The 16366-nt window shown below is 59.8% G+C and carries 17 protein-coding genes; 16 read left to right on the top strand and 1 reads right to left on the bottom strand.

What is annotated here, in order from left to right:
• Positions 1-14 precede the first annotated feature (14 nt).
• Genes AC1EJ1_RS03155 through AC1EJ1_RS03140 form a run of 4 tightly spaced genes read left to right on the top strand, consistent with a single transcriptional unit; the run spans position 15 to position 4118 of the window.
• Positions 15-455: a YraN family protein gene (locus AC1EJ1_RS03155; RefSeq protein ID WP_480295316.1), complete on the top strand. Its 441-nt coding sequence runs from the start codon at positions 15-17 to the stop codon at positions 453-455.
• Complete coding sequence (locus tag AC1EJ1_RS03150; protein WP_058236718.1) at positions 452-2029, top strand: YifB family Mg chelatase-like AAA ATPase; 1578 nt, start codon at positions 452-454, stop codon at positions 2027-2029. The genes AC1EJ1_RS03155 and AC1EJ1_RS03150 overlap by 4 nt, the downstream gene beginning before the upstream one ends.
• Entirely contained in the window at positions 2004-3176 is a 1173-nt protein-coding gene (gene dprA, locus AC1EJ1_RS03145) for a DNA-processing protein DprA (RefSeq protein ID WP_480295315.1), read from the top strand. Before AC1EJ1_RS03150 ends, dprA begins: the two co-directional genes overlap by 26 nt.
• 9 nt (positions 3177-3185) lie before the next feature.
• Entirely contained in the window at positions 3186-4118 is a 933-nt protein-coding gene (locus AC1EJ1_RS03140) for a tyrosine recombinase XerC (protein WP_058236720.1), read from the top strand.
• Between the two features lie 9 nt (positions 4119-4127).
• Here AC1EJ1_RS03140 and AC1EJ1_RS03135 read toward each other — a convergent pair whose 3' ends face one another.
• Positions 4128-4634, bottom strand: a complete 507-nt coding sequence (locus AC1EJ1_RS03135) for a M23 family metallopeptidase (protein WP_480295314.1) — start codon at positions 4632-4634, stop codon at positions 4128-4130.
• Positions 4635-5006: 372 nt separating this feature from the next.
• Between AC1EJ1_RS03135 and rpsB the strand changes: the two genes are divergently transcribed.
• From rpsB to AC1EJ1_RS03075, 12 genes are all read left to right on the top strand, one after another.
• Positions 5007-5960, top strand: coding sequence for a 30S ribosomal protein S2 (gene rpsB / locus AC1EJ1_RS03130; RefSeq protein WP_480295313.1), 954 nt, complete (start codon positions 5007-5009; stop codon positions 5958-5960).
• A 45-nt stretch (positions 5961-6005) separates the two neighbouring features.
• On the top strand, positions 6006-6836 hold the full coding sequence (tsf, locus tag AC1EJ1_RS03125) for a translation elongation factor Ts (RefSeq protein WP_058236722.1): 831 nt from the start codon (positions 6006-6008) through the stop codon (positions 6834-6836).
• Between the two features lie 60 nt (positions 6837-6896).
• Positions 6897-7631, top strand: a complete 735-nt coding sequence (pyrH, locus tag AC1EJ1_RS03120; RefSeq protein ID WP_371935764.1) for a UMP kinase — start codon at positions 6897-6899, stop codon at positions 7629-7631.
• A gap of 2 nt (positions 7632-7633) precedes the next feature.
• A complete protein-coding gene (gene frr, locus AC1EJ1_RS03115) occupies positions 7634-8191 on the top strand; it encodes a ribosome recycling factor (RefSeq protein ID WP_058236723.1) in 558 nt (185 codons plus the stop codon).
• Positions 8191-9093 carry a phosphatidate cytidylyltransferase gene (locus AC1EJ1_RS03110; RefSeq protein ID WP_058236724.1) on the top strand — a complete coding sequence of 301 codons (903 nt, stop codon included), beginning with the start codon at positions 8191-8193 and terminating at the stop codon, positions 9091-9093. The genes frr and AC1EJ1_RS03110 overlap by 1 nt, the downstream gene beginning before the upstream one ends.
• Positions 9090-10322, top strand: a complete 1233-nt coding sequence (gene rlmN, locus AC1EJ1_RS03105; RefSeq protein ID WP_285014073.1) for a dual-specificity RNA methyltransferase RlmN — start codon at positions 9090-9092, stop codon at positions 10320-10322. The genes AC1EJ1_RS03110 and rlmN overlap by 4 nt, the downstream gene beginning before the upstream one ends.
• On the top strand, positions 10315-10866 hold the full coding sequence (locus AC1EJ1_RS03100) for a DivIVA domain-containing protein (protein WP_058236726.1): 552 nt from the start codon (positions 10315-10317) through the stop codon (positions 10864-10866). The genes rlmN and AC1EJ1_RS03100 overlap by 8 nt, the downstream gene beginning before the upstream one ends.
• A complete protein-coding gene (gene dxr / locus AC1EJ1_RS03095) occupies positions 10866-12098 on the top strand; it encodes a 1-deoxy-D-xylulose-5-phosphate reductoisomerase (protein WP_285014072.1) in 1233 nt (410 codons plus the stop codon). Before AC1EJ1_RS03100 ends, dxr begins: the two co-directional genes overlap by 1 nt.
• The gene (locus tag AC1EJ1_RS03090) at positions 12098-13351 is read left to right on the top strand and encodes a M50 family metallopeptidase (RefSeq protein WP_285014071.1); all 1254 of its coding nucleotides are present in this window, start codon (positions 12098-12100) and stop codon (positions 13349-13351) included. Before dxr ends, AC1EJ1_RS03090 begins: the two co-directional genes overlap by 1 nt.
• Before the next feature lie 50 nt (positions 13352-13401).
• On the top strand, positions 13402-14565 hold the full coding sequence (ispG, locus tag AC1EJ1_RS03085) for a flavodoxin-dependent (E)-4-hydroxy-3-methylbut-2-enyl-diphosphate synthase (RefSeq protein WP_070727237.1): 1164 nt from the start codon (positions 13402-13404) through the stop codon (positions 14563-14565).
• A gap of 77 nt (positions 14566-14642) precedes the next feature.
• Positions 14643-15515 (top strand): carbohydrate ABC transporter permease, encoded by an 873-nt coding sequence (locus AC1EJ1_RS03080; protein ID WP_285014070.1) that lies wholly within the window; start codon positions 14643-14645, stop codon positions 15513-15515.
• Entirely contained in the window at positions 15502-16356 is an 855-nt protein-coding gene (locus tag AC1EJ1_RS03075; RefSeq protein ID WP_058236730.1) for a carbohydrate ABC transporter permease, read from the top strand. The genes AC1EJ1_RS03080 and AC1EJ1_RS03075 overlap by 14 nt, the downstream gene beginning before the upstream one ends.
• The last annotated feature ends 10 nt before the right edge of the window (positions 16357-16366 follow it).

Below are 16366 nucleotides of genomic sequence, written 5' to 3'. Positions count from 1 at the left end.
GGCACGGTTGCACTATGACAGCAACCGACGAACGCATCGACTGGCGAGGTACACTGGGCCGCGCCGGAGAAGACTGCGCTTCCCGCGTCGTACAGGAGTGTGGATACGAGGTCCTCGCACGTAACTGGAGAAACGGGACTCGCGGCGAGATTGACCTCATTGCGCGTAGCGGCACAAGGATGACCACCTTTATTGAGGTTAAAACGCGTATTGGTGACAGGTTCGGCAGTGGCCTCGAAGCCGTGACACACGTTAAGTTCACGCGCATCGCGCAGGCAGCGGCCGCATGGTGCGCGGCCAACCGGCCGGAAGCGCCGATCAGATTTGATGTGGTCTCAATCGAGGTCAGCCCCAGCCAGGCAGCATGCTTGAGTCGCGCACTTGAGAGCGGCCACGGCGCTCAATGGCTGCGTCGCAATGCGGATATCACCTGGTGTCAGGGCATTCAGCTATGAGCGGGCAGACGGCCTCGATCCGCACGATTGCGTTGATCGGCATGGATGGTCACATAGTCAATGTGGAGACATCTGTCGCGAACGGTGTGGTCTCATTTACTCTGGTCGGTTTACCGGACGCGTCTTTGCGTGAATCCAAGGACCGTGTGCGCTCCGCACTCAGTGCCTGCGGGCTGGGCCTTCCCAACCAGCGCGTCACCGTCAACTTGTCACCGGCCGGCCTACCCAAGTCAGGATCAGGGTTTGATTTGGCGATCGCACTGTCTGTTCTGCTGGCCAGTGGACAGATCCCGCCCGACGCTGTGGTGGACACGCTTTTCTTGGGCGAACTGGGTCTGGATGGGTCGCTGCGGCCTCCACCTGGCCTTCTCGCAGCTGTCATAGGTGCTGCACGAGGCGGTACCACGGATATCGTGGTCCCAGCAGCAAGTGTCGCTCAGGCGGCGCTGGTGCCGGGTGTATCCGTCCACGGCTACGAGCATCTGGCGGATTTAGTCGAATCTGTTGGCGGCATTGCCCAGCGCAGCGGAAGCGTAGGCTTCTCCCATCCTTCCGAGGGCGAGTGCGATCACTACAGTTCCAGCGCGCAGTGTCCGTCCTTACTTGATTTGAGCGATGTACGAGGTCAGTCTTATGCCCGGACAGGCCTTGAGATCGCCGCAGCAGGGGGACACCACATCATGTTGATAGGGGAGCCAGGAGCCGGAAAGACCATGCTTGCGCGCGCGTTGCCGACCATCCTGCCACCTTTGGATACTGACACATCACTCACGACGACCGCGCTGCACTGTCTGGCGCAGGCGTGGAGCGCAGAGCACGGACTGATCACTCAGCCTCCGATCGAAGCTCCACACCACTCGGCATCGATGCCGGCCCTCGTGGGTGGGGGACAATCAGTGGGGCGACCAGGCGCCATCTCCCTTGCACATGGGGGAGTGCTGTTTCTTGATGAAGCTGCTGAGTTTGCCCCCTCAGTGATGGATGCCTTACGTGAACCGTTGGAAAACGGTGTGATGACGATTCACCGCTCGCGCGCCACCGTCACGTTCCCGGCATCTTTTCAGCTCGTCTTGGCGACCAACCCGTGCCCCTGTGGTAACCGGAACTCCAAGCATGCTCGATGCACATGTACCTCCATGCAGCAGCGCCGCTACTTGTCGCGCCTGTCTGGACCGCTTCTTGATCGTGTCGACATTCAATTGAATGTGTCCAGACCTACCGCGGGAGACTTCGCGATGGATACGGGGGAGACTTCGGCATGCGTTCGCGAGCGTGTGGAGGAGGCCCGCCAGCGACAACGCCGCCGCTTCGAGGGGACACCCTGGAGACTCAACCGAGAAGTTCCCGGCTCCGTCCTGCGGCGGGATTTCATGCCCGACGAGGCAATCGCATGCGCAATGTCGCGCGCAGTGGATTGCGGCTCACTGTCAATGCGCGGCGCGGACAAAGTCCTGCGAGTGGCATGGACGATCGCTGATCTGGCAGGTCACAACCATCCCACCATGAATGACTTCACGATGGCGTATTCACTTCGAACAGGAGAAGATTATGACGATCCCCCTACTGCCCGATGAGCATCATATTGCTGCCTGGTGGTCCAGTGTGATCGAACCGGGTGACGTGTACGCCCATGCGCTTCGCCTCGCTCTGGGCGATGATGAGGCGATCGCCTGGGTGTGTGCAGACACGCCGGGCAGCTTGCCACTTGCACTTGAGCGAACTGCGCAGGGAATTCCTCGGGATTGGGAGACTGTCTGGAAGCGTTGGCATCCACGAGCCGTGGTCGCCGACCCGGCCGGGGAACTTGAATGGATTGAACGCGTCGGTGGTCAGCTGCTGATTCCCAGCGATAGCAAATGGCCTGAGGCTTTGAACGACTTGGAACACGAGCGGCCGGTGTGCCTATGGGTGCGAGGCCACCTGCTTGATCGCCCTACCGTCGCCATTGTCGGATCACGAGCCTGCACCCGGGTTGGTGAGAAGACTGCTGCCGACATGGGCTACGAGCTGGCGTCCAAAGGTATGTGCGTGGTGTCCGGAGGCGCGTTCGGCATTGACATCGCAGCACATAGGGGAGCACTCGCCTCGCCTCCGGGCCCCACTATTGCCGTGATGGCTGGCGGACTCGAACGGCCGTATCCCGTAGCACACCGTCAACTTTTTGACGAGATAGTCAGCCATGAGGCGGGTGCGCTGATGAGTGAGGTACCGCCACGGTGGCGCCCTGCACGCTGGCGTTTTCTCACGCGTAACCGCGTTATCGCGGCGTTGGCACAAGCGACCATCGTCGTTGAAGCCGATCAACGATCCGGAGCGCTGGCAACAGCGCGGCGCGCCATGGAGCTGGGACGGCACGTCGGAGCTGTTCCAGGCCCTGTTACATCAGCAATGTCACGAGGCTGCCATCGGTTGATTCGTGAGGGCGGCACGCTGATCCGCGACAGCGCAGATGTTATTGAGATGGTCAGCACCCTTGACCTGAACATCGGAAACACAGAACCGCTCTTCCACCAGCCTCAATCACCCGACCACGGCATTGACGCCCTGCCTTGCCACCAGCGCAGAGTGTGGGAAGCGCTGCCCAGGCGCGCCGCTTCCAGCGTGGATGCCATAACCGTCACGGCAGGGATGAGCATAGAGGATGTGATGAGCGCATTGGGCGCTCTCGAGCTTGCAGGGCTCGCAGCGCACACACACGGTCGGTGGAAGCGCACCGCGTAAAATAGGCGCGTGAGTGATGCTAGGACACAACCGGTACGGGAGCTCATCGACGTGTGGATTGATGAGCTCGCGCACTCGCGTGGCCTGTCAGCCAACACTGCGCGCGCCTATCGAACTGACCTGAATGAGTTTGCAGATTTTCTGGACCAGCGCATCGCAAACGGCACCACACTGGACCAGGCAGTGACCACCAGCTCGATTCGTCAGTGGCTCGCCCACATGGCCAATGATGGGATGAGTCGGGCGACCCTGGCTCGACGCATCGCCTCCATCCGCGGATTCACCAGCTGGGCGCACCATCACGGGCATCTGAGCGCAGACCCCGCTCTTCTCGTCACCGCACCTTCGCGTGACCAGCGCCTACCACATGTCCTCGACATTCAGGCGGCGCGCGCACTCATGGACTATGCACGTCAGGAAGCGCGCGACGGCGATCCGGTCCATATCCGTGACTGGGCAATGGTGGAAACCCTCTATTCGACCGGCATACGCGTCTCCGAGCTATGCGGTTTGGATCTGGGGTCCTTCGCATTCGACCGGCAATGCCTGAGAGTGCTCGGCAAGGGCAACAAGGAACGCGTTGTTCCCTTGGGCGATCCGGCAGCTCAGGCACTGCATATGTGGTTGGACCGTGGTCGCGTCGCCCTCGTCGATGCGCGCGTGACAACGAACGCCGCATTTTTGGGTGAGCACGGCAAACGTATCGACCCGCGTGTTGTTCGAGCTCGGCTGCATCGACTGGCAGCCAGGGCAGGTGTGCGGGACGTCGCGCCGCACGCGTTGCGCCACAGCGCCGCCACGCATCTTCTTGAAGGCGGCGCCGACCTGCGCGTTGTTCAGGAGATCCTGGGGCACTCATCATTGCAGACCACGCAGCGCTACACGCATGTCGATGCTGCGCGTCTGTCGGCGATCTACCGTCAGGCACATCCGCGTGCATGACCCCTAGCGTCACTCCCACGGCTTCAAGACAATCGGTCCAACGAGGAATCTGAGCGGGTCATGGTAGGTCCGGGGGCCAGACTTCACGCCCCAATGCAAAGCGCCGGGGGAGTGGCCACTGGCAACATGGCCGATCACATCACCCTTGCGAACCTCATCGCCGGGCGTGACCGTGGCTTCAACCGGCTCGAACGTTGAACGCACCGATCCGTGCGACACAGAGACCACCGGCCGATCGACAATGACGCCTGCCACCACAACTGTGCCGTCCGCTGGCGCGTAAACCGGTGAGCCGACCAGCACATCCAGATCGACCCCTCGATGTCCCGGCAGCCAATTGTGCTTTAGGTCGTCGAAAGCGCGTGCGACCGGCACAGGATCTCCACTGGGCCATAACCACGGCTCGCGCGCATCGCTCAGTGGCTGCGCTGCACCCGCCCACACGACAACCGATACGGATAGCGCCCCTGCGAGCATGCATAGCACCCGACCCGCGCTTTGACCTCTTACTCTCATGCCGACACTGTCACCTACCTGTGCTTTGCACGCAATCGCTTGCCGCGCTCCTGTGGACACGTTGACGCGACGCATCTACCTGTGGACATGTTCTGAAACGGACGTTTAGGGACGGGCTTCACAGTTCCGGAAGGCGGAGATGCCCACCACGTGGACTACAATGTGGGGAGCGTCCGCATCAGCGGGCGACTTCGCGTGTCATTTCCGCACTCGAGTTTTCACACGAAAATTGACGAGGGCGGGGCGCGGATGCCACGGTCCCTACGGGGCGGCATCCGGTCATGGCACCAGGATCGGCATAATGCCGATAACAACCGAGAACCGGTACGCATCTGCGTGCCCCGACCTGCGCATTGCGCAGAAAGGACGATCATGGCAGTCGTCACCATGCGCCAGCTGTTGGAATCTGGCGTTCACTTTGGCCATCAGACCCGTCGCTGGAACCCGAAGATGAAGCGCTTCATCCTCACGGAACGCAACGGCATCTACATCATTGACCTTCAGCAGACAATCGCTGACATCGACATTGCATACGACTTCGTGAAGGAAACCGTTGCTCATGGAGGCAACATTTTGTTCGTCGGCACGAAGAAGCAGGGCCAGGAAGCCATTGCAGAGCAGGCCTCACGTGTTGGCATGCCGTATGTCAACCACCGTTGGCTCGGCGGTATGCTGACGAACTTCTCCACCGTTTCCAAGCGCCTGCAGCGTCTGAAGGAACTCGAGCAAATCGATTTCGAGGATGTCGCATCCTCCGGACACACCAAGCGCGAGCTGCTCATGATGAGCCGCGAAAAGGACAAGCTTGCCCGTACCCTTGGTGGTATCCGCGACATGTCCTCCCTGCCGTCAGCGCTGTGGATCGTTGATCCCACCAAGGAGCACCTGGCAGTGGCAGAGGCTCAGAAGCTCAACATCCCGATCGTTGCCATCCTCGACACCAACGCTGATCCTGACGAGGTCGACTACCGCATCCCCGGTAACGATGATGCGATCCGCGCCGTGTCCCTGCTGACCCGCGTAATTGCTGATGCAGCAGCCGAAGGCCTCCTCGCACGCAACTCGCGCCGCCAGAAGGATGCTGAAGCTGACGACAGCACCGAGGGCGAACAGTCCGAACCGCTGGCAGAATGGGAACGCGAGCTGCTTGAGGGCAACAAGCCTGCTGAAGAAGCAACCAAGGACAAGGCTGAAGAAAAGGCCGACGACAAGGTCGAAGAAAAGGCTGAAGAAGCATCCGACGACAAGGCTGACGAAAAGGCTGAAGAAGCCGCACCCGCGTCAGAAGAAGCATCCGAGAAAGAAACCTCAGCTGACGCTCAGTGAGAGCTTCAGCAGACCACTACACTTTTTGCGAAAGGACTGACAGCAATGGCGAATTTCACCGCTGCTGACGTCAAGGCTCTGCGTGAACAGACCGGCGCAGGCATGATGGACGTCAAGAAGGCACTGACCGAAGCTGACGGCGACCAGGCCAAAGCTCTTGAAATCATCCGACTCAAGGGCCTCAAGTCCCTGTCCAAGCGCGAAGACCGTGTTGCCTCGGCTGGACTGCTTGTCGGCACCGTTGTCGATGACAAGGCCGGCATCCTGGTTGAGGTCAACTCTGAGACCGACTTCGTTGCCAAGAACCAGAAGTTCATTGACTTCGCCCATTCGGTTCTCGAATCGGCAGTCAACTCCGGCGCAGCCACCCTCGAGGATCTTTTGGCTGCTTCCCATGAGGAAGGAACCGTGCAGGATGCGCTCAACACGATGGGCGCCGTGATCGGCGAAAAGCTTGAGATTCGCCGTATCGTCCGTCTCGAAGGCGAACTGGTCACCCTGTACCTGCACCAGACCAGCCCTGACCTACCTGCGCAGGTCGGCGTTCTCGTCTCCACTGACGAAGCTGGCCGCGAGATTGCACACGACGTTGCTATGCACATCGCTGCCTACCAGCCGACGTACCTTGACCGCGACCACGTTCCGGCCGATGTACTGGCACAGGAGCGCTCGACTCTCGAGAAGATCACGCTGCAGGAAGGCAAGCCTGAGAACATCGTTCCCAAGATCGTTGAAGGCCGCCTGAACGCATACTTCAAGGACAACTGCCTGGTTGACCAGGAGTACGCTCGTGACCCCTCCAAGACCGTTGGACAGGTTCTCAAGGAAGCCGGCGCAACTCTGACCGACTTCGTTCGTCTCCACGTCGGAGCCTAAACAGTAGCCATGATGGCCCCGCCCACACGGACGGGGCCATCATCACAATAAGGAGAGTGCATGGCGATGTCTCAGCGCCGAGTATTACTGAAACTGTCAGGAGAAGCATTCGGCGGTGGCAAAGTAGGTCTCGACCCTACCGTCGTCAGACAGATTGCCGAACAGGTCGCGCAGGCAGTTCACCAGGGCATCCAGGTCGCCATTGTGGTGGGCGGGGGCAACTTCTTCCGAGGTGCCGAATTGTCACGCTCTGGACTGGACCGTGCACGCGCCGACTATATGGGGATGCTCGGTACTGTCATGAATGCCCTGGCATTGCAAGACTTCATCGAACAAGCTGGCGTCGCCAGTCGTGTGCAGACCGCCATCTCCATGCAACAGGTCGCTGAGCCCTATATTCCGCTGCGCGCCATTCGTCACATGGAAAAGGGCCGCGTGGTCGTCTTCGGTGCTGGTGCCGGAATGCCGTACTTTTCGACCGACACTGTCTCCGCTCAGCGCGCACTGGAAACCCACTGCGACGAACTGCTCGTCGCGAAGAATGGGGTCGACGGTGTTTACGATGACGACCCGCGTTCCAATCCGAATGCCCGTCGCTTCGATTTTCTGACATACTCGGATGCATTGGCTCGCGGCTTGAAAGTTGTAGATGCTGCCGCATTTGCTCTGAGTCGTGACAACGGACTGACCATGCGCGTGTTTGGAATGTCCGAACCAGGAAACATCACTAAGGCACTGATGGGCGAATCAATCGGTACGCTAGTGACTGCAACACCTTCAGATGACGAGGAGTAAACGTGATTGATGATGTTCTGCTCGAAGCAGAAGACAAAATGGACAGCGCCATCGAAGTGGCGAAGGAAGACTTCGGCAATATTCGCACTGGACGCGCCAACGTCGGCATGTTCCAGCAGATCATGGTGGACTATTACGGCGCACCCACACCGATGCAACAGCTGGCCTCGTTTCAGATTCCCGAGGCGCGCACCGTCCTGATCTCTCCTTATGATCGCAATTCGACCGCAGAGATCATGCGCGCTATCCGCGAATCTGACCTGGGTGTCAACCCCTCGGACGACGGCAACGTCATCCGTGTGGTGCTGCCATCGCTCACCGAGGAGCGTCGCCGCGACTATGTCAAGCAGGCTAAGACCAAGGCTGAAGAAGCTCGCGTGTCCGTGCGCGCTGTGCGACGCAAGGCCATGGATCAGCTCAACAAGATGAAGAAAGACGGAGACGCTGGGGAAGACGAGATCGAACGCGCGGAAAAGTCTTTGGAAAACACGACCCGCGAACACGTCAGCCAGATCGACGAGCTTCTCGAATCGAAGGAAAGCGAACTGCTGACGATCTGATGGCACACGCCTCGACACGCACCATCATCACACAGGTTTTTCGTCCAGGGCCCACCCAGGATCACAAACCTCTGTCAGTGTCCGGACGCGCCGGACGTAACCTTCCAGCTGCGATCGCGACGGCAATCGTCCTCATCACGATTGTCGGCGTAGCTGTCGCTATTGGCCGGTGGGCCGTCACCGCAGTCGTATGCGTGATGTCCTTGGTCGCCATCTGGGAACTGGCCGCTGCTGTGCGCCGTGACGGCATTATCGTCCCGACTGCACCCCTTTATGTTGGCGCTGTTGCGATGATCGTCTGCGCCCGCCAGGGCGGGATTGGAGTAAGCGCCGGAATTCTGGCTCTCACTGTTGCCATCGCCAGCGCATGGCGTCTGCTCGACCCCGACGGTGACCGCCCGCACGGACGAGACCTCGTCTACACGGCTTTTATCGCCGTATACGTACCGTTCTTTGCCTCATTCGTTGCCACAATGATCTCGGGTCAGTCTTGGCGCTGGGTTCTGGTGATGTACCTGGCGGTGACCTGCTCGAACGATTTGGGCGGCTGGGCCTGCGGTGTTCTCGTCGGCCGTCACCCGATGGCTCCGCGCATCTCTCCGAAGAAGTCGTGGGAAGGTTTTATTGGTTCGGTCGCCATGTGTATGGCTGTGGCAGCGTGTTTCATTGTGCCTCTCGGCGGACGCTGGTGGTGGGGTCTGGTTGTGGGTCCGCTCATTGCTGTGGCTGCCACCGTGGGTGATCTGACCGAATCCATGCTCAAACGCGACGTGGGACTGAAGGATATGTCGGGTATCCTGCCAGGCCACGGCGGAATGATGGATCGCCTCGATTCAGTGCTGATGTGCGCCCCGGTCTTCACGTTCATTGTCAGCTATGCATTGCCGGGGACACTGCTATGAGCACCCGAGAAGTACGCCCCACCGATCAGGCACCGGAAGGCGCGACGCATCCTGATGCCAAGCCGGTCCTGTCTTTCACCGCGCGCCGTCGCGGCAAGGCGCCGCGTCACCTCGTTGACCTGGACCTTGCTGAACGTAAGGAAGCTGTGGCAGCGGTTGGTATTCCTGCGTTCAGAGCCGATCAGCTGTCGCGCCACTATTTTGAGCACATGCTCGGTGACACTGCGCAGATGACGGATCTTCCTGCATCACTGCGCCCGAAGCTGGGGGAGGAACTCTTCCCGAAGCTCCTGACGGAAGTCACCGCGCAGCACGCTGACAAGGGCCAGACGATTAAGACTCTGTGGGAGCTTTTCGACGGCGCCCGCGTCGAATCGGTTCTCATGCGCTACCCTCACCGCACGACGCTGTGCCTGTCTTCTCAGGCCGGCTGCGGGATGGCGTGCCCGTTCTGCGCGACCGGGCAGATGGGGCTGACACGCAACCTATCCACCGGTGAGATGGTCGAACAGGTGCGCGTCGCCCGCTTGGCATGTGCCCGAGGCGACATTGGTGATGGGCCGACACACCTGACTAACGTCGTTTTCATGGGGATGGGGGAGCCGCTTGCCAACTGGCGTCACCTGGTGGGCACGCTGCACCGACTCGTGCGCGATGTGCCTGAGGGATTCGGCATGTCCGCCCGTAACATCACCGTCTCAACTGTCGGCCTGGTTCCTGCGATCGACAAGCTGTCAGGCTTGGGAATCCCGGTGACACTGGCAGTGTCCCTGCATGCACCCGACGATGACCTGCGCGATGACCTCATTCCGATTAATTCACGCTGGAAGGTCGGTGAACTCCTGGATGCTGCGAGGCGGTATTTCATGGCGACCGGCAGGCGCGTGTCAATCGAATACGCGTTGATTCGCGATATGAACGATCAGCCGTGGCGCGCGCAGCTCCTCGCTGATGAGCTCAATAAACGAGGGCGCACGTGGGCCCATGTCAATCCCATTCCGCTTAACCCCACGCCCGGGTCCATCTGGACGGCATCGACACAATCCGCCCAAAATGAATTTGTTGACACGTTACGTCGTGCAGGGATTTCGACCACGATACGTGATACACGTGGATCCGACATTGATGGGGCGTGTGGTCAACTCGCAACCGCCGTCGAGAAGGTAAGCTCATCTCGTAAGAAGCGGCCCGTCCCGGTTCACATCGAACGCAGGAGTGAGAATGAGTGACTCTTTTCCGAAAGTGAGTGTCTTCAAGCGCGGTTACGACCCGAAGCTCGTTGACGAATTCTTCACCGAAGCGCGCAGTGCTTACGAGGGCGGTGTTCCTGCAGAACAATTCAGCGCCGAGCAAGTCCGCCAGGCGACCTTCCTGCTCAAACGCGGCGGATACGCGTGTGAAGCAGTGGATGCTGCGATGAGCCGTCTGGAAGATGCGTTCATTCAGCGTGACCGTGCCGACCATATTGCCGTCAACGGCGAATCCGCTTGGTATGAACGCGTGGCAGACCGTGCAACGACTCTGTACCCCCGCATGCTTCGCCCACGAGGGGAGCGCTTCTCCCATCCTGCATCCGGCCGAGGCTACAACGCACAGGAAGTGGATGATCTTCTGGACCGCTTGGCTGACTACTTCGATGACCGCGGTGAAGTCACTGTCGAGGACGTACGCCTGGCAACGTTCCGTGATGCAAAAGGCACGAAGGCCTATTCTGAAGGGCCTGTGGATGCCTACCTGGGGCGCGCCGTTGAGATCCTCCTCGCTGTCAACTGATGCACACCGATCCTTTTGTGCGCGATGTCGTAATCCTCGGGTCCACCGGGTCGATCGGCACGCAGGCCCTTGATGTCATCGAACGCCACGAAGAGGCGTTCCGGGTGCGCGCGCTGGCAGCAGGTGGCAGCAACATTGACCTGTTCGCCCGTCAAATCAGGTATTTTCGCCCCGAACGCGTCGCCCTCGCCCAGCCCGTAGCACACCAGCTTGCCGCTGCCTTGGACGAGATGGGTACTGCGCGTCCAGACATTGCCGAGGGCGCCGACGCCGTCGCACAGCTTGCCGGAGCTTACCCCAAGGCCACAGTCCTCAACGGGATCACGGGCCAAGCCGGCCTGGAATCCACACTGGCCGCGCTGACCGCCGGATCCACGTTGGCACTGGCTAACAAAGAGTCCCTCGTTGTCGGTGGCTCCCTCGTCCGGAAAGCAATGCAGCGCCCCGGGCAGATCATTCCCGTCGACTCGGAGCATTGCGCGATCGCACAGGCCCTCAGCTCGGGGATCCATGAGAAGGGTCTAACGGCGCCGCGAGTGACCGGCCGAAGCGAAGTTGCCGAACTGGTGCTCACCGCCTCAGGAGGCCCATTCCGCGGGTGCACCCGCGCTGAACTGGCACACGTCACCGCGCAGCAGGCTCTGGCTCACCCGACGTGGGCAATGGGGCCGGTGGTAACGATTAACTCATCAACCTTGATGAACAAGGGGCTGGAGCTGATTGAGGCGCATCTGCTCTTCGATATAGCGCCTGAAAGCATTATTCCCGTCGTTCACCCACAGTCGATCGTGCACTCGATGGTGACGTGGCGTGATGGCGCCACCATTGCTCAGGCCAGTCCGCCTGATATGCGCCTGCCGATCGGCTGGGCACTGTCGTACCCGGAAAGGCTAGGCGACATCGCCCAGCCGCTGACGTGGTCAGCATCGCAGTCGTGGACCTTTGAACCCGTTGATTCTGATACGTTCCCCGCTCTTGACCTGGCTCGCCAGGCCGTGGCCGCTTCACCGACGCACCCGGCCGTATTAAACGCCGCCAATGAAGTCATGGTCGATGCATTCTTGCGCGGCCAGGTGCGGTGGCTCGACATTGTGGACACTGTTGGGGCTGTCCTTGACGCGCACGAGGGCGTCAGCGATCCAACACTGGATGATATCCATGAGGCCGAACGGTGGGCTGCTGACCGTGCCCGTGCCGTAGCGGGTCTGGGATCTGAACGAGGGGACCACTAGTGGCGGGAGCCGTTGGCATTATCGTCGTCATCATTGGGCTTCTGCTTTCGGTTGCCTTGCACGAGATCGGTCACATGGTGCCAGCCAAACGCTTTGGAGCTGCCGTCAGTGAGTATTCCGTTGGTTTCGGACCGGTAATCGCTCAACGCACCTGGCGCGGTACGCGCTACGTGATTCGGTGGATTCTGCTGGGAGGCTACGTGCGCATCCTGGGCATGCTGCCTCCCGCGCGGCCTGGCACACGCACGCACCGCGGCTCGAAGCTTACTTTGGCCGAACAGGCACGTCGCCAGTCCGCCGAGGAAATGATTGACGAGGATGCAACCGGCATTCCGTTTTATCAGCTGTCCGTGCCGCAGAAGATCACTGTCATGATGGGCGGACCGGTTATGAACCTGCTGATCAGTGCTGTTCTGACGGCAGTGGCACTGATGGGAATTGGCATTCCGACCGCATCCCTGACACTGGCGGACGCGCCACAGACCATCACGTTGCGCGACGGGGAAGAATTCCCGGGCCCTGCCTATCAGGCCGGCATCCGCGCAGGCGACACGGTGCGTTCCTGGGGTGACACGTCGGTTCACCAGTGGGATGATCTGGTCGGCGCGATCGCGCACACAGGATCTGAACCCACCGCCGTGACAATTGAACGCGACGGCGTGGAGCAGACGATGACCGTGACGGCCCACCAGGTGTCTGATGGCTCGTATATCACCGGAATTGTTGCCGGGGTGGAGCGACGCTCAGCTCAGGTTTCAACCGTGGGCAGTGTGTGGGCACAGATGGGTATCGGCACAGCGGCAATTGTGGTCAAGCTCCCTGTGGCAGTGTGGAATGTCGTGGAGTCGCTTTTCACGGGCAAGGACCGTGGCGAGGACTCTGTCATGTCTGTTGTGGGGGTGGGTCGCGTCGCGGCTGAAATTTCCTCCAGCGCAGCGCACGACGCACAATCAGGTGGAACGGATTTTGCCGGTGCTGCCGGAACGCTGCTGATGCTGCTTGCTTCACTGAATATGGCGTTGTTCGTGTTCAATCTGATTCCGCTGCTACCGCTGGACGGCGGCCACATCGCAGGCGCCCTGTTCGAGGGGACCCGTCGCATGTGGGCGCGCCTTCGCAATCGTCCAGATCCCGGACCGGTTGATACGGCGCGTATGTTGCCGGTGACCTACGCTGTGATGCTGATTCTGGTGGTTATGACGATTGTGCTGGTGATTGCCGACATTGTTGTCCCTGTCACGTTGCCCCTGTGAGATCGTCGTTAATCGCTGCCAACTGCCATGCTTCGGGAGATAATGAGCCCATGAGCCAGCCAATTGCATTGGGAATGCCCTCCACTGCGGATGTGGGATTTCCTCGGAAGAAGACTCGTCGCATCCACGTAGGGTCAGTCCCTGTGGGGGGCGGCGCGCCGATTTCTGTTCAGTCCATGACCACCACGAAGACGCATGACATCGGGGCGACACTTCAGCAGATCGCGGAGCTGACTGCAGCTGGGTGCGACATTGTGCGTGTGGCATGTCCGACTGATAAGGACGCTGCTGCGCTCAAAGTAATCGCGCAGCAATCCACCATCCCTGTTATTGCGGACATCCATTTCCAGCCCAAGTACGTGTTCGCGGCAATCGAGGCGGGATGTGGGGCAGTACGTGTCAATCCAGGCAATATTCGTCGGTTCGACGATCAGATCGAGGCCATCACTCAGGCTGCTACAGAACACGGGACCTCGATCCGCATCGGTGTCAACGCCGGCTCGCTGGACAAACGTATGTATGAAAAGTTCGGCGGCCCAACCGCTGAAGCTTTGGCTGAATCAGCTGTCTGGGAAGCCTCGCTGTTTGAGCAATACGACTTCCACGACTTCAAGATTTCTGTCAAGCACCACGATCCTGTCACGATGATCCGTGCCTATGAGCTCTTGTCCGAACGAGGGGACTGGCCGCTCCACTTGGGTGTCACGGAAGCTGGACCGGCCTTCCAGGGCACCATCAAGTCGGCTACCGCCTTTGGCGCCCTGTTGCGTGAGGGCATCGGTGACACGATCCGCGTGTCCTTGTCGGCACCGCCCGTCGAGGAAGTCAAGGTTGGCATTCAAATTCTGCAGTCAATGGGGCTGCGCGAGCGCACACTGGAAATCGTGTCATGCCCGTCATGCGGCCGCGCGCAGGTCGATGTGTATTCCCTGGCCAACAGTGTGACTGAGGGGCTGAAGGATTTGACGGTTCCCCTGCGCGTCGCCGTCATGGGATGCGTCGTGAACGGACCAGGTGAAGCACGCGAAGCCGACCTGGGTGTGGCATCCGGCAACGGGAAAGGCAAGATCTTCATCAAGGGTGAAGTGGTCGAAACAGTGCCGGAAGATCAGATTGTTGAAACACTGATTCGCCGCGCAAACCTGCTCGCCGAAGAAATGGGCCTTGAAGAAGGCGACGGTCACGTCGAGGTCATCCCTGCCGGAGCACGGTGATCACCGTGAGGTGCGCGTCGAGCGGGGATATTGTGTACCGTTGAAAGATAGCCTGGAAGTGCGGAAGGGAGCGGCTCGTGGGTAGTAATCGCCTGGGTCGAACCGTGACAGGTTATGCGCTCTTGGTGCCCAGTTTGATCGGTGTGCTCGTTTTCCTTCTGGCACCCATCGGCATTGTGATCTGGCTGAGCTTTCAGCGCTGGGATTTGATCGGACCGCGCCAATTCGTCGGATTCGACAACTGGGTATCTGTCCTTACCGGACCTGACCTGGTGAACTCCCTGATCGTCACTGCACTCCTGGTGCTGTTGGTAATTCCCATTCAGACACTCCTCGGCCTGCTGATGGCTGCTCTCATGGTGAAAGGACTACCAGGCTCGGGAGTGTTCCGCGTTATCTACGTCATCCCGTGGGTGTGTGCGCCACTGGCTCTGGGCATCGTGTGGAAGTGGATTTTTGCCCCCACCGGCGGTGCCCTGAACGCACTGATCGGCACCCGGGTCGAATGGCTGACCGATCCGACATTAGCCCTGCCAGCAGTCGCATTCGTATCCATCTGGTCCCAGGCCGGCTACGTCGCCCTGTTTTTTATGGCCGGTCTGGCTGCGATCCCAGAAGACATCATTGAGGCAGCGCGCGTCGATGGAGCATCCGACACGCGCATCTTCTGGTCAATCAAGGTGCCCCTCATCCGCCCGACGATGTTCTTCGTACTGGTTACGTCCACCATTTCCGTCTTCCAAATGTTCGACCAGATTTTCGCGCTGACCGAGGGCGGCCCGGCCAAGCGGACAGAGGTACTGTCCTACCGGATCTACAACCTGGCGTTCACGAACTTTGATCTGGGCAGAGCGTCGGTGACGGCGTTGGTTCTCTTCGTCATCCTGGTGGCAATCACGCTGATTCAGAATCGCTACTTTTCCCGGAGGATGACCTATGAGTACTCCTAGGAAGCGTGGCGTTGCCGCGGTGTGGACGAACACCCTTGTCTACGCAATCTTGGTCATCGGTGCGGTTCTGGTTCTGGCACCGTTCGCGTTGTCTGTCATGACGTCGTTGAAGACACCAAGGCAGTTCGCTACCTCGTCGCCTCTTGAACCTCCCGCACCGCCGACTCTGGACAACTTCACGAACCTGTTTGCAGGTGGAACGAAGGTCGACTTCAGCCGCGCCTTCGGCGTGACGTTCGCCGTCGTGATAGTTGTCCTTGTGGGCCAACTTCTTTTTTCCATCATGGCCGCCTATGCTTTCGCGCGTATCAGTTTTCCTGGTCGTGACGCCGTCTTCTGGGTGTATCTGGCTACGCTCATGGTGCCGCAGGTCGTCACGATCGTTCCGCTGTATCTGATGATGGCGCAAAGCGGGCTGCGCAATACGTTCTGGGCATTGGTGCTGCCGTATGTCTTCGGCTCCCCGTATGCGATCTTCCTGCTTCGTGAGTATTTCCGCTCCATTCCTCAGGACCTGATCGACGCAGCGCGCCTCGATGGTGCTGGAACTATCCGAGTATTGACTCGGATTGTCGTGCCTATGTCCCGCCCGATTATCGCAACTCTTGCGTTGATCACGGTAGTGACGCACTGGAACAACTTCATGTGGCCGTTGATTGTGACAACCGGCCAGGACTGGGCAGTGATCACCGTGGCGACCTCGAGCCTGCAGTCCCAATACACCAATAACTGGACGCTGGTCATGGCTGCCACCACGATTGCAATGGCACCGTTGATCCTCATATTTGCGCTCTTCAATCGTCGTATTGTCGATTCCATTGCGATCACGAGCTTTAAGTAGACCCCACCAC

The organism is Pauljensenia sp. C0170B4 (genome assembly GCF_056590235.1).
The sequence above is the reverse complement of the archived record's forward strand: the minus strand, read 5'-3'. Positions and strand labels throughout refer to the sequence as shown.

Bases quoted from the DNA above. Each gene is read 5' to 3' on its own strand.
- AC1EJ1_RS03075 (WP_058236730.1), top strand. From the start codon at position 15,502: ATGAGTACTCCTAGGAAGCGTGGCGTTGCCGCGGTGTGGACGAACACC.
- pyrH (WP_371935764.1), top strand. From the start codon at position 6,897: ATGGCGATGTCTCAGCGCCGAGTATTACTGAAACTGTCAGGAGAAGCA.
- rlmN (WP_285014073.1), top strand. From the start codon at position 9,090: ATGAGCACCCGAGAAGTACGCCCCACCGATCAGGCACCGGAAGGCGCG.
- tsf (WP_058236722.1), top strand. From the start codon at position 6,006: ATGGCGAATTTCACCGCTGCTGACGTCAAGGCTCTGCGTGAACAGACC.
- AC1EJ1_RS03155 (WP_480295316.1), top strand. From the start codon at position 15: ATGACAGCAACCGACGAACGCATCGACTGGCGAGGTACACTGGGCCGC.
- ispG (WP_070727237.1), top strand. From the start codon at position 13,402: ATGAGCCAGCCAATTGCATTGGGAATGCCCTCCACTGCGGATGTGGGA.
- AC1EJ1_RS03110 (WP_058236724.1), top strand. From the start codon at position 8,191: ATGGCACACGCCTCGACACGCACCATCATCACACAGGTTTTTCGTCCA.
- rpsB (WP_480295313.1), top strand. From the start codon at position 5,007: ATGGCAGTCGTCACCATGCGCCAGCTGTTGGAATCTGGCGTTCACTTT.
- AC1EJ1_RS03135 (WP_480295314.1), bottom strand. From the start codon at position 4,634: ATGAGAGTAAGAGGTCAAAGCGCGGGTCGGGTGCTATGCATGCTCGCA.
- dprA (WP_480295315.1), top strand. From the start codon at position 2,004: ATGACGATCCCCCTACTGCCCGATGAGCATCATATTGCTGCCTGGTGG.
- dxr (WP_285014072.1), top strand. From the start codon at position 10,866: ATGCACACCGATCCTTTTGTGCGCGATGTCGTAATCCTCGGGTCCACC.
- AC1EJ1_RS03150 (WP_058236718.1), top strand. From the start codon at position 452: ATGAGCGGGCAGACGGCCTCGATCCGCACGATTGCGTTGATCGGCATG.
- AC1EJ1_RS03100 (WP_058236726.1), top strand. From the start codon at position 10,315: ATGAGTGACTCTTTTCCGAAAGTGAGTGTCTTCAAGCGCGGTTACGAC.